Source organism: Caballeronia sp. LZ065 (assembly GCF_031450975.1).
GTDB lineage: Bacteria > Pseudomonadota > Gammaproteobacteria > Burkholderiales > Burkholderiaceae > Caballeronia.
The window spans coordinates 2,612,147-2,625,150 of the sequence record NZ_JARUXV010000001.1 but is presented as its reverse complement, the minus strand read 5'-3'; the positions used below and the strand labels follow the sequence as shown (position 1 = coordinate 2,625,150).

The 13,004-nt window shown below is 66.5% G+C and carries 10 protein-coding genes and 1 pseudogene; 5 read left to right on the top strand and 6 right to left on the bottom strand.

Going from position 1 to position 13,004, the window contains the following annotated elements; genetic code table 11:
* Positions 1-7: 7 nt before the first annotated feature.
* Genes QCE63_RS12080 through QCE63_RS12070 form a run of 3 tightly spaced genes read right to left on the bottom strand, consistent with a single transcriptional unit; the run spans position 8 to position 3,486 of the window.
* Positions 8-748 carry an SDR family oxidoreductase gene (locus QCE63_RS12080; RefSeq protein WP_309833089.1) on the bottom strand — a complete coding sequence of 247 codons (741 nt, stop codon included), beginning with the start codon at positions 746-748 and terminating at the stop codon, positions 8-10.
* Positions 745-2,061: an FAD-binding oxidoreductase gene (locus QCE63_RS12075; protein ID WP_309833088.1), complete on the bottom strand. Its 1,317-nt coding sequence runs from the start codon at positions 2,059-2,061 to the stop codon at positions 745-747. Before QCE63_RS12075 ends, QCE63_RS12080 begins: the two co-directional genes overlap by 4 nt.
* Before the next feature lie 3 nt (positions 2,062-2,064).
* Positions 2,065-3,486 (bottom strand): UbiA family prenyltransferase, encoded by a 1,422-nt coding sequence (locus QCE63_RS12070; RefSeq protein ID WP_309833086.1) that lies wholly within the window; start codon positions 3,484-3,486, stop codon positions 2,065-2,067.
* Between the two features lie 275 nt (positions 3,487-3,761).
* Between QCE63_RS12070 and QCE63_RS12065 the strand changes: the two genes are divergently transcribed.
* From QCE63_RS12065 to QCE63_RS12045, 5 genes and pseudogenes are all read left to right on the top strand, one after another.
* Complete coding sequence (locus tag QCE63_RS12065) at positions 3,762-4,625, top strand: glycosyltransferase family 2 protein (RefSeq protein WP_309833085.1); 864 nt, start codon at positions 3,762-3,764, stop codon at positions 4,623-4,625.
* Positions 4,622-5,590, top strand: a complete 969-nt coding sequence (locus QCE63_RS12060) for an NAD-dependent epimerase/dehydratase family protein (protein ID WP_309833084.1) — start codon at positions 4,622-4,624, stop codon at positions 5,588-5,590. Before QCE63_RS12065 ends, QCE63_RS12060 begins: the two co-directional genes overlap by 4 nt.
* A gap of 160 nt (positions 5,591-5,750) precedes the next feature.
* Positions 5,751-6,782 carry a glycosyltransferase family 4 protein gene (locus QCE63_RS12055; protein WP_309833083.1) on the top strand — a complete coding sequence of 344 codons (1,032 nt, stop codon included), beginning with the start codon at positions 5,751-5,753 and terminating at the stop codon, positions 6,780-6,782.
* A gap of 10 nt (positions 6,783-6,792) precedes the next feature.
* Positions 6,793-8,691 (top strand): nucleoside-diphosphate sugar epimerase/dehydratase, encoded by a 1,899-nt coding sequence (locus QCE63_RS12050; protein WP_309833082.1) that lies wholly within the window; start codon positions 6,793-6,795, stop codon positions 8,689-8,691.
* Positions 8,692-8,709: 18 nt separating this feature from the next.
* A pseudogene (locus tag QCE63_RS12045) lies at positions 8,710-9,720 on the top strand (ADP-heptose--LPS heptosyltransferase); the annotation flags it as partial.
* Positions 9,721-9,952: 232 nt separating this feature from the next.
* On the opposite strand, the gene QCE63_RS12040 reads toward QCE63_RS12045, so the two are convergent.
* From QCE63_RS12040 to QCE63_RS12030, 3 genes are all read right to left on the bottom strand, one after another.
* A complete protein-coding gene (locus QCE63_RS12040) occupies positions 9,953-10,882 on the bottom strand; it encodes a LysR family transcriptional regulator (RefSeq protein ID WP_309833081.1) in 930 nt (309 codons plus the stop codon).
* Positions 10,883-11,023: 141 nt separating this feature from the next.
* A complete protein-coding gene (locus tag QCE63_RS12035) occupies positions 11,024-11,611 on the bottom strand; it encodes a phosphatase PAP2 family protein (protein WP_309833079.1) in 588 nt (195 codons plus the stop codon).
* A gap of 67 nt (positions 11,612-11,678) precedes the next feature.
* On the bottom strand, positions 11,679-12,761 hold the full coding sequence (locus QCE63_RS12030) for a helix-turn-helix domain-containing protein (protein ID WP_309833078.1): 1,083 nt from the start codon (positions 12,759-12,761) through the stop codon (positions 11,679-11,681).
* Positions 12,762-13,004: the final 243 nt, after the last annotated feature.

Below are 13,004 nucleotides of genomic sequence, written 5' to 3'. Positions count from 1 at the left end.
CGCCGCGTCAGAGCGACGCACGCTTGAACAGGAAGCGCGGCACGTTGCGGATGATGAGCATGATGCCCCACCAGAACCACGGCGTATAAAGCACGTCCTTCTTGCGCTCGACCGCACGCACGATGTCCTTCCCGACCTTCTCCGGCGTCGCGACCAGCGGACCGGGCAGCGGCAGCCCTTCGGTCATCGGCGTGGCGACGAAGCCCGGCTTGATGTCCAGCACATGCACGCCGACCTTGAAGAGGCGCGCGCGCAGCCCTTCGAGGAAGGCCTGCAGCGCGGCCTTCGCGCTGCCGTACAGATAGTTCGACGGCCGTCCGCGATCGCCCGCCACCGACGAGATCACGGCAAGCACGCCGTGCCGCTGCGCTTCGAGCCGGTTGGCGAGCGGCGTGAGCAGCGCGATCAGCGAGAGCGCATTGGTGTGGAACTCGCGCACGGCCACCGCCGGGTCGTTCTGGCACGCGGCCTGGTCGGGCAGGGTGCCGGAGGCGACCAGCACGATATCGATGGAATCCATCTGCGCGGCGCACGCGGCGAGCATGGCAGCGTGCTCGTCGAGCCTGTCGAGGTCGAGCCGGTACACCGCCGCCGAAGCCGCGCCGCGCGCCGTGAGATCGGCGGCCGCCTGCTCCACGCGGTCCTGATTGCGCGCCACGAGAAAGAAGCGCGCGCCTTTGGCGGCCCATTCGCGGGCACAGGCAATGGCGATGGCGGACGTGGCGCCTACGATGACGATGTTCTTCATGAGGCGATCATTCGTTTCCAGAAGTGCGACAGCATCGCGGGATCGCGAAGCGATTCGAGCTGCTGCCATTGAGGATAAGCGGCGCGGAAATCGGCGGCGGACATGTGCGCGTCCTTTGCCGGATAGATGCGTCCGCCCGCTTCGCGCACGAGGGTGTCGAGCGCGGCGAACAGCTGCGCGTTGCGCGCGTCGTGCTGCGGGAAGTCGAGTGCGAGCGAAGTGCCTTCCATCGGAAAGGACAGCAGTCCGGGCGACGCAATGTCGCCGCAGCGCTTGAGCACCGCGAGGAACGATCCCGTCCCGCTCGACGAGATGCGGTCGAGCATCGCGCGCACCGCATCGCGCGCGGTCGCGGCCGGCACGACGCACTGGTACTGCTGGAAGCCCGAAGGTCCGTAGATGCGGTTCCATTCGAGTAGGCTGTCGAGCGGATAGAAGTAGCCGTCGTAGCCGACGCGCGACAATTCGACCGGCTTGCGCTGCTTGCGGTAATACAGTTCGTTGAACGCGCGCAGCGTGAGGCCGTTGATGAGCGACACGGGCGGCGTGAACGGCACGCTGCGCTTGCGGCGTGCCTCGACGTCGAGCGAGCCGTGGATCGCGTGATCGCCCGCCATGAAGAGGCCGCGCCCGAGCGAGGCGCCGCGGCTCGCGCAATCCACCCAGGCGACGCAGTATTCGTGCTTCGCGTCGTACTCTTCCGAGAGATCGAAGAACTCGTCGAGCTTGCCGAAGCGGATGCTCGTCACGTCGATCAGGCTGGTGCGGATCGGCATCAATGCGAATTCGGCCCACAGGATCAGCCCGGTGAGCCCGAGGCCGCCGATGGTCGTCTTGAACCACTCGGGGTTCGTGTCCGGCGAGCATTCGAGCACCGTGCCGTCGCTGCGCGCGAGGCCGAACGCGCGCACGTGGCGGCCGAAGGTGCCGCGCACGTGATGGTTCTTGCCATGCACGTCATTGGCGATGGCGCCGCCCAGCGTCACGTACTTCGTGCCCGGCGTGACCGGCAGCATCCAGCCGCGCGGCACCGCGACGTCGAGGATCTGCTCGAAGGTGATGCCGGGCTCGGCGCGCACGATGCCGCGCGTCCAGTCGGCCGAGATGATGCGGTCGAGCGCGAGCGTCTGGAACACGTGATCGGAACTGGCGAGGCAGACGTCGCCGTAGCTGCGACCGTTGCCGAAGGCGAGCGTCGTGCCGTGCGTCTCTCGCACGCCGCGCCATTGCGCGTGTGCCTGATCGCGCCAGTGGGCGGCGTGCGGCGTCTGCGGCAGACGGGGGTAGCGGCCCCAGGAAAGCAGTTCGCTCATCGGTCAGGTCGCGAGCCAGAAGGCCAGGCCGCACAGCGCGACCACCAGCAGGCTCATGCGGTCGCGCGCGGCGAACACGATGGGGTCGTCGTTCATGCCGCCGCGATGCGTGATGATCCAGGTGCGGCTGATCCAGTAGAGCATGACCGGGCAGGCCAGCCAGATGTATTGCGGATGCCGGTACAGCATCGTCGTGCCCCCGTCCTGGATGTACATGGCGAGCACCAGCACCGAGATATAGCCCGAGGCCGTGCCGAGCGACGATACCATCGAGAGGTCGTCGGACAGATAGCCGCGTCCGCGCGTTTTTTCGCGGCCGGCCTGCACCATCGCATGCAGCTCGGCGTAACGCTTCACGAATGCGAGGCTCAGGAAGAAGAACATCGAGAAGGCGAGCAGCCAGAAGGTCAGATGCACGCTGATGGCCGCAGCCCCAGCGATGATGCGCGTCGTGTAGAGCGCCGCCAGCGTGACCACGTCGATCATCACGCGCCGCTTGAGCACGAGCGAGTACGCGAGCGTCAGCACGTAATAGCCGAGCAGCACCGCGCTGAAGCGCCACGGCAGAAACGCGGCGGCGATGCCGAACGCCAGTGCGAGCAGCACCGGACACAATGCCAGGCCCCACAGCAGCGGCAGGGTGCCGGCGGCGAGCGGCCGCCTGCGCTTGACCGGATGATGGCGGTCGTCCTCGAGATCGAGCAGGTCGTTCAGCAGATAGACGCTCGACGCGCACAGGCCGAACGCGACAAACGCGAGCACAGCCTGTCCGAGCAGCGGCAGGTTGCCGAGATGATGTCCGGCGAGCAGCGGCACGAAGATCAGCAGGTTCTTGAGCCACTGGTGCACGCGCAGCGCCTTGGCCCAGACCTTGAGTTGCGGCGGACGGTTCTCGAACACCTGCTCGACGTTGGCGCCGCGATTCGCGGCGCGCATCACGCCCGCGTGCGGATTGACGACATAGGCGCGGTCGGCCGATTGCCAGACGGCGATGTCGTCGTGCGAATTGCCGACGTAGTCGAAGCCCTTCTCGCCGTATTCGGCGACGAGCCGCTCACGCTTGCGATGCGACGAGAGATTGACGCGTTCGTCGCTGGCGAAGACGCGGACGAAGAGCCCGAGATGCTCGGCGATGCGCTTGGCGAAAGACTCGTGGCTCGCCGTGGCCAGCACGAGTTCGCGGCCCGCCGCGCGCATCTCCGTCAGCCAGTTGATGACCTGGAGGTTGTACGGCAGGGTCGTCACGTCGATCGACACGTGTTCCGCGAGACGGGCCTTGAGCGCGGGCTTGCCGCCGCTCGCGAGCCATTGCAGCGGACGGAAGAACTTCTGCGGAAACGACCTCAGGAAGGCGAATCCGCTCTCGACGAGAATGTCGGAGCGAATCAGCGTACCGTCGAGATCGACGACGATGGGCTTGCTCATTCAGTTCACGATAAGGTGATCAGGGTAAGCCCACTGCGAGGGTCCGGTCGGAGCCGAAGCAACAGCAGGGGCCGATTCGGATAGGGCATGGTCACTGCGAGTGGGCGGAATTTAGCACAAACCTAAGTGCAAAATTTTACAAATCTTCCCGGCTGCGGCTTTTCCGAAGGGTCGTGCGGTTGCCGAAAAGGGTGACTTTGAGCACAATCGGTGCGGTTTCCACTTCATGACGCGGTCCGTATTCCTTTCGTGGCGCGGACACCTCTCCTTGCCCGATGAACGCGATTCCACCGCAACGCCGGACCACCGCCCGGCCAGACCAGGCCGACGCTGGCTGCCCGCTCAGCATCTCCATCGTGGTCTACCGGCCGGATGCGGCGCTGCTTGCGCGCACCGTCGAGACGCTCGACGCCGCGCTTGCCGACCTGCTCGACGTGGCGGGGCACACGCGGCTCTACCTGATCGACAACGGCAATCCCGGCGAGTTCGCCGATCTTCCTGCGCCGATGGACGAAGGCGTGGAGACCATCGTGATCCGGGGGCATGGCAACGTCGGTTACGGGCGCGGCCACAATCTCGCGATCGAGCGGACCCGCAGCCGCTTCCATCTGATCCTCAATCCCGATGTCGAGCTGAACGCCGACGGCCTGCGCCGCGCGCTCGCCTTTCTACAGGCAGAGCCCGGCGCGGGACTGCTTGCGCCGTGGATCGGCGGTGACGACGGTGCGCAGCAGTTCCTGTGCCGCCGCTATCCGACCGTCCTCGATTTGTTCGCGCGCGGTTTCCTGCCCGGGTCGCTGCGCAAGTTTTTCGCGCGGCGCCTGGCGCGTTATGAAATGCGCGATGTCATCGGCGAGCAGGACATCGTATGGGATCCGCCCATCGTGAGCGGTTGCTTCATGCTCTTCCGGACCGATGTGCTCAAGTCGCTCGGCGGTTTCGATCCGCGTTATTTCCTCTACTTCGAAGACTACGACCTGAGCCTGCGCACACGTGACTTCGCGCGCACCGTTTATGTGCCGTCGGTACGCATCCTGCATCACGGCGGCGGCGCGGCACGCAAGGGTTCGACGCATGTGAAGCTGTTCGTCACGTCCGCGTTCCGTTTCTTCAACCGCTTCGGCTGGAAGTGGCTATGAGCGCGCCGGGCCAACGCATCGCAGTGACGGGCGCGAACGGTTTCGTCGGCCGGGCGGTGAGCCGCGCGCTGCTCGAACGCGGCATCGCGGCGACCGGGCTCGTGCGCCCCGGCGCGCAGTGCGTGCCGGGCGTCGAGGCGCGCATCGTCGAAGGGCTCGACGCGCTCAGTCCCGAATCGTTCGCGGGATGCGACGCGGTGATCCATCTCGCTGCTCGCGTGCATGTGATGGGCGAGGCCGCGGCGCACGCCCAGGCGGTGCTCGAAGCCTATCGGGCGGTCAACCTGGCGGGCGCGCTCGGCGCCGCCGAGGCCGCGCGCCGCGCGGGCGCGACCCGCTTCGTGCTGATGAGCAGCATCAAGGCGCTGGGGGAGCACGACCCGGGCCGGCCCTTCACCGAGGACGACGAGCGCCGTCCACCGGACGCATACGGCGTCTCGAAGGCGGAAGCCGAGGTCCGGCTGCTCGAATTCGGCAGCCGCACGGGGATGGAGGTGGTGGTGATGCGCCCGCCGCTCGTCTACGGTCCCGGCGTCCGCGCGAACTTTCTCGCGATGATGAACGCGCTTGCGCGCGGCGTGCCGCTGCCGCTGGGCGCAATCGACGCCCGCCGCAGCCTCGTTTCGGTGGACAACCTGGCGAGCGCGACGGTCGAATGCGCGTTGCATCCCGCCGCCGCGGGCCGCGTGTTCCATGTGACCGATGGCGAGGACCCGGGCGTCGCAGAACTTGCGCGCAGGCTGGGTGAGCAGCTGGGCAGACCGGCACGGCTGGTCCCGGTGCCGGCGGGATGGCTGCGCGGCATGGCGCGGCTGATGGGCAAGACCGCGCAGGTCGAGCGCCTGACGAGCAGCTTGCGGGTGGACTCCGGCCGGATTCGCGAGACGCTGGGCTGGCGCGCGCCGCAGACCCTCGATCAGGGGCTGGCCGTGACGGCAGCGTGGTATCGCTCGGAGCGGCGTTAGCCGTGCACGTCCGGCGCAGCAATGAAGCCGGGCCGGACGACGCTATTGGTCTGATTTAAAAAAACGGCGCCGTCGGACAATCGCGTATCCTTTGGGGTTTTGCCAAGCGAAACTCGCCCTTCGGCGGACGTTCTTCGCCTGGAACATCCAACAACCCCGCATGCCGCTTTCGTTTCCTGAGAACTCGCCTGTCATGGCCGCGATCATTGTCGCGGCGCTGGCTTTCGTCGCGTGCGTGCTGATTCTTCAGACGCTGCTGCGGACCGGCCTCGCCTGGCGCCTCGCCACCGATATTCCCAACGAACGCTCGCTGCACGAGCGGCCCACGCCGCGCGTCGGCGGCTGGGGCGTCGTGCCGGCGGGCGCCGCCGCGCTGCTGATCTGCGCGCCGTCCATGTGGCTCATCGCGGCCTGCATGCTGTTCCTCGCCGCCGTCTCGCTGATCGACGACCGCCGCGGCCTGCCCGCGCGCGTGCGCTTTGCCGCGCACTTCGTCGCGGTGATCGCGGTGATCGTCTGGCATCCGGCCGCCGTGCCATGGTGGGCGCTCGCAGTAATCGCCTTCCTGATGCTCTGGCTCATCAATCTCTACAACTTCATGGACGGCTCGGATGGACTGGCGGGCGGCATGGCGTTGTTCGGTTTCGCGGGCTACGCCATGGCCGCGCTCGCCGGCCCCGCGCCGGCGCCGGCGTCAGGCCTGGGTCTGGCGAGCGTCGGCATTGCCGGCGCCGCCGCCGGCTTCCTGACCCTGAATTTTCATCCGGCTCGGATTTTTCTCGGCGATGCCGGGTCTATTTCGCTGGGGTTCCTCGCGGGCGCGCTGGGTTACTGGGGCTGGCAGCACGGCGTGTGGCCCATCTGGTTTCCGGCGCTGGTGTTCGCGCCGTTCATCGCCGATGCGTCGGTGACGCTCATCCGGCGCCTCGCGCGTGGCGAAAGATTTTGGCAAGCGCATCGCGAGCATTACTATCAGCGTATGGTGCGTATGGGTTTCGGACATGCGCGTACAGCGCGTGTCTGGTATCTGTTCATGCTGGCGGGCATAATTCTCGGCAATGGAGCGCTGCATTTTTCGCTTTCCATGCAGTGGCTGGCAGTTGCGGGCTGGGCGGTCGTGGTTGTGGCAGCGGGTGCGGTCATCGACGCGCGTTGGCGGCGGCATGAAACGCGCCGTTCCGAACAATCTTGAGGTCCTGCTGATGAATCGAATCAAAGCTTCGTGGCTATCGGCGGGCGCATTCTTCTTCGATCTGGTGGCTGTCGCCGGTTCCTGGGTGGCCGCCTACGTCATCCGCTTCAACGGCAGCGTGCCGCATACGTTCCGCGAGAACGCGCTCGAGGCGCTCGTCTGGGTGCTGCCGCTCTACGGCGTGGTGTTTCGCGTATTCGGCCTGTATCGCGGCATGTGGGTGTTCGCGAGCTTGCCGGACCTGATGCGCATCTCGAAGTCGGTCGTGGTGGGCGCGCTGCTCGTGATGATCGGCGCCGTGATGTGGCAGCCGCTGCCCGTCATTCCGCGTTCCGTTCTCATCGTTTCTCCGCTGCTGCTGTTCCTCACCATGGGCGGCGCGCGCGCGCTGTATCGGGCGGGCAAGGAGTTCTATCTGTACGGCGGTCTGGTCGGGCAGGGCAAGCCCGTGATCGTGCTCGGCGCGGGCACGGCCGGCGCAATGCTGGCGCGCGAACTGGCCCGGTCCAGCGAATGGCGGCTCGTCGGCCTGCTCGATGACGACCCGGCCAAGCAGGGCCGCGAAGTCCTCGGGCACAAGGTGCTCGGCAAGTTCGGCGACCTGCCGAAGTTCGCGGAGCTGTACAAGACCGATTACGCGATCATCGCCATCCCGTCGGCCTCCGTTGACGAACAACGGCGCGTGGCCACGCTGTGCGTGCGCGCCGGCGTCAAGGTGATGGTGTTGCCCGCGCTCAGCCAGCTGACGGCCAGCGAGGGCAATTTCCTGTCGCGCGTGCGGCAGATCGACCTCGAGGACCTGCTGGGCCGCGAGCCGGTGAAGATCGACATGCCGCACGTCGAACGCCTGCTGCACGGGCGGGTCGTGATGGTGACCGGCGCGGGCGGCTCGATCGGCTCGGAACTGTGCCGGCAGATCCTGCGTTTTTCGCCCGCCCAACTGGTGGCCTACGACCTCAGCGAATACGCGATGTACCGGCTCATCGAGGAGCTGCACGAGAAGTTTCCCGAATGCTCGGTGATCCCGGTGGTCGGCGACGCGAAGGATTCGCTGCTGCTCGACCAGACCATGGGTCGCTTCACGCCGCACATCGTTTTCCACGCGGCGGCCTACAAGCATGTGCCGCTGATGGAAGAACAGAACGCGTGGCAGGCGGTGCGCAACAACGTGCTCGGCACCTTGCGGGTGGCGCGTTCGGCGATTCGCCATGACGTGCGCCACTTCGTGCTGATTTCCACCGACAAGGCCGTCAACCCGACCAACGTGATGGGCGCGTCCAAGCGTCTCGCCGAGATGGCGTGCCAGGCCTTGCAGCAGTCCGCGCCACGCACGCAGTTCGAGACGGTGCGCTTCGGCAATGTGCTCGGCAGCGCGGGCAGCGTGATTCCGAAGTTCCAGCAGCAGATTTCGAAGGGCGGTCCGGTCACGGTCACGCATCCGGAGATCACGCGCTTCTTCATGACCATTCCCGAGGCGGCGCAGCTGGTGCTGCAGGCGTCGAGCATGGGGCGCGGCGGCGAGATCTTCATTCTCGACATGGGCCAGCCGGTGAAGATCGTCGATCTTGCACGCGACCTGATCCGTCTGTACGGCTATTCGGAAGAGCAGATCCGCATTGTTTTCACGGGCTTGCGGCCGGGCGAGAAGCTCTACGAAGAACTGCTCGCCGACGACGAAACCACCACGCGCACGCCGCATCCGAAGCTGCGCATTGCGCAGGCGCGGGGCGTGCCGGACGATTTCATCGACGAATTGCTGCCGTGGCTGATGCAGCACCGCGTGCTGTCCGACGAAGAGGTGCGCCGCGACTTGCGCCGCTGGGTGCCGGAGTATCAGACCACGATGCTGCCAGTGCTGCAGAGTGTGCCGGTCGTGAAGGCCGCGAACGAGCGCAACGCGGGGCGCTGAACCACAGCGAGGCGACGCATGACGGCGACGCTCGACGACGTAGAGGCGCTGACTCACGCAGGCTCGCTGCTGTCGGGCGAGGGCATGATCGTCGCGCCGTATGATCTCGAAGTCGCGGGCGGCGAAGCTTCCGGGCATCGGCCGCTGAGTGGATGCGCCGGCATCCTGCACGCTGGGCACGCGCCGTTCCGGGCGGACTATGCGAACGCGCAGCGAATTCACCTCATCAACGCGTTCGGCGTGACGCTCGGCGATTCGATCATCGGGCTGACGGCGCTGTTCGCGCTCAAGCGCCGCCATCCGCATCTGAGTTTCACGATCTATCGTCCGTCGCGCGCGCCGCGCTATGTGCAGCGGCTCTATGAACTGGCCGCGCCGCAAGTCGGCGAGCTTGCCGCGCTGCCCGTGCCGTTCGCGACGCTTCCCGAAGCGGACCTCAAGATCGATCTGGGCAATCAATTGTTCTGGCCGCAGTTCGCCGCGCTGCCGATGATCGATTTCTTCCTGTGGGCACTGGGGCTCGAGCCCGCGAGCGTCGCCGCGCCCGACAAGTGCAATCGCTGGCTCGCGGACCTGCCTTTGGCGGCGTGGGAGCACCCGCCCTATGCATTGTTCTGTCCGGGCGCGAGTACGCCGGTGCGGAGCATCAGTGCGTCGGTGCACGCAAGCATCGTCGAGCGCCTCGCCGATTCAACCGGCCTCGACGTGCTGGGCTTCGGCGCCGTCGATCATCCGCGTTATCGCAATATCGCGCCGCTGTCGGTCGATACAGTGGCCTTCCTTGAATGGGTCGGGCACGCGCGCTGTCTGGTGACGGCGGACTCCGCCGCGCTGCATGTCGCGGCGGGTTTTGGCGTGCCGACTACCGCGTTCTTCACGACGATTCCCGCGCACTTGCGAGCACGCGATTATGTGAACTGTGTTGCGGTCGAGATGGACGTGCCGGGTCTGCGCGGCATGCACGCGAGCGCCCGTGCCGGCGATCTGGAGAAGCTGGACCGCGCGTTCCGCGAGTACGATTGGGGCGCGATGCCGCTTATGTTGCTGACGCCGCAGACGCCGCAGACGCTGACGCCGCCGATGCCGCTGACGCCACAGACGCCACAGACGCCACAGACGCCACAGACGCCACAGACGCCACAGACGCCACAGACGCCACAGACGCCACAGACGCCACAGACGCCACAGACGCTGATGCCGCCGCCGCCGACGCCGCCGACCCCGTCAACGCCACCCTTGCCCCAAAACGCCGCCTGAACCCTTACTCCGGCCTGCCGGCGCTGCGCACCTGGAAGGTCGGCAGGCGGCTGTAAAGTTCCGCGACCCAGTCGATGAACACGCGCACGCGTCGCGGCTGATGCCGGTTGGCCGCATACAGCACCGACACCACGCGCGGATACGACGGATACTCCTTCAGGATTTCCTTGAGCGCGCCGCTTTTGAGCAGCGGATCGAGCGTGTAGCTGGAGGCCTGGATCAGCCCCAGCCCCGCGACGCCGGCGGCGATGTACGAGTCGCCGTCGTTGACCGCGATCTTGTGCTGCATGGTGATGCTGCGCGTCTCCCCGTTGACGCCGAATTCCCAGTTGCGCACGCGTCCTGAATGGTTGAGCACGTAGCCAATCGCCAGGTGCTGTTCGAGATCGTCGAGCGTCTGCGGCTCGCCGTGCGCGTCCAGATACTTCGGCGCGGCGCAGGTGATCTGCGTATAGGCGCCGATGCGCTTCGCCACCAGCCCGACGTCGCCGACCGCGCCCACGCGCACGACACAATCCACGGCTTCCTCGACGAGATCCACTTGCCGGTCGGTCAGCAGCAGCTCGACGCCGATCTCCGGATACGCCGCGAAAAATTCCGGCAGCGCGGGGATGATGGTGCTCTTGGCCATCACCTGCGGCAGGCTGATCTTGATGTGTCCTTTCGGATTGGCCTTCGAATGCGCGAGCGACGCTTCCATGTCGTCCACTTCGCCCAGCACGCGCACGCAGCGCTCGTAATAGGCTTCGCCGTCCTCGGTGATGCTGATGCTGCGCGTGGTGCGATTGATGAGGCGTGCGCCCAGATGGGCTTCGAGCGCCTGGAGCGTGCGCGAAACGCTGGCGGGAGGCAGGCGCAGGGCGTCGGCGGCTTTGGAGAAACTGCCCGCCTCGACGACCCGCGCGAATACTTTCATTGCGAGGAAGCGATCCATGCTCGGGGTCCGGAAACGTGTCGGCGCGGACGCGTGGTCGCGCGCGATGACTCAGCATGCCGGCGGCCTGCTTTTTTCAAGCGACGATCATACTGAAGATCGCACGGACGCGCGCCAAACGTGAACGGCGCGCCGCGCGCGTCAGAGTCCGAGTCCCTGGCAGAGCCACCAGGAGTAGTGCTCGATCATCCGCTGGAACGGCGCGTGATGGCCGTAGGCGATCGAGGAGACGGCGAGCAGGCCGACGCCCGCGGCCAGCGCGCGCGGCATCTTGCGCGGCTGGTCGAAGACGCGTGTGAGCAGGAGACCCGCCACCAACGCGCCGAGCACCCACCCGGCGACGACTTCGGCCGGCGTGTGCGCATCCTGGATGATGCGACTCGCGCCGATCGCTGCCGCGAGCGCGAGACCGCCCAGCGCGCCCAGCCGGTACCACGCGCCGCCCAGGCCGCCGAACAGCAGCCCGCCGGCCACGGTGTAGATCGAGGCGGCGAGCATCGTATGGCCGCTGATCATGCGCAACTGGATGGCGGAGATTTCGAGGCCGCAGCCGGCATACAGCACCTTGGAAAGCCCGACGAGTCCCATGCCGAGCGTGAGCAGCACGGCCCAGCGGATCGCGAGGCGCAGGTCCACCGAGCGCAGCCAGAGCGCGCAGACGAGCGCGAGCGGCAGCAGGAGCGCCGCGTCGCCGAGATTCGAGAGAGTCCAGAGTACCCTTGTTTCCATGCGTATTCGTTCCAGGTAACTTCACGGGCGCCGACGAAAGGGTCAACGAACGTGGCGGCGCATGCGCCTATGAACTGTCGGCATCGGCCTCCTTGCGGCGGCCTGCCAGCCGGTATTCGGTCGGCGAAATCGACAACCGCTTGCGGAAGATCTTCGCGAGACCATCGCCGCTGCCGGCGCCGCAACGCCGGGCAATCTTGTCCACCGGCAGGTCGGTTCCGGCGAGCAGCATGCAGCTCGCATCGAGCCGCGCACGCAGCAGATACTCCGACGGCGTCAGTCCGATCTGCGCCTTGAAGCGGCGCAGGAAATTGCGTTCGCTCATCGCCGCGACGCGCGCCGCATCGGCGATCGAAATCGGCCGCACGTAGTTCTCGCGGATCCAGCGCGCGGCCGCGTCGATCTTCTGGCGCACGCCGCCGCCGTCGGTGTCGTCGAGGAGCATCGCGAGCTTGTGCCACGCGCCCGGAATCGAGCGTTCCGATACTTCGCGCGCCACCGCCGAGCCATAGTCCCGCTTGATGATGGACAGCGCCGCCGCGATCGGTCCTTTCGGATCATCGAGCGTGAGCGTCTGCTCGGCGATGAACAGCGGGTTCGCCATGCCGGGCAGGTGCGCGGCCGGAAACGCCGGCGCCGCTGCTTCTCCGGCGAAGTCGAGCGAGCGGCTCTGCACGGTGAGATTGGCGGCCGTGAGGATGTGCGCGCCTTCGCCGATCGCCTTGATGAACGGAATCTTCGACGCCACGCGGCCGAGGCGCTTGCGCAGCATCGTGTCGTGCCGCGCCTGACGCGCGCCCGCGCCGCCCGCAATGAACAATGCATCGCATTCGTTCATCCAGCGCGTCTCCAGGCTGTCGGTCCAGATGCGCATCGAACAACTGCTCGCCACGCTGCCGCCTTCACTGGACAAAAATAGCAGCGAATAGTGCGGCGCGTCCGTGCGGTGGCCAGCATCCGCCGGCAGATGGACTTCGTTGGCAAGCGAAAAAACCTCGGAGATGGAACTCACTTCGACGAGCGAGAATTCCTCGAAGATCAGAATGCCGATCCGCTTCTCCGTGCCGGCCATGCTGGCGGGCTCAGGCTCGATGCCGGGCGTGACCCCGCGCACGACCTGAAGCCGGCCCATGCCATTGGCGTATTCCATCGACTTTCTCCCTCGACCGGAACGGGCCCGCAAGGCGTCCGGACCGGTCACATGCAAGGAACGCGAACCTCCATTGAAGGCAGCGCAAGGTACGGCAATGTGAGCTCACATGCGTCGCACTATACGCGGCAGGCAACATTCGCCACGCGCACAGTCGGAAAAAGGCGAAGTGTTGGCAGATGATTTCGATACTCGAGGAATAAGCTCACTTCATTCCTGTCGTCTGACGAAACCGGCGACGCG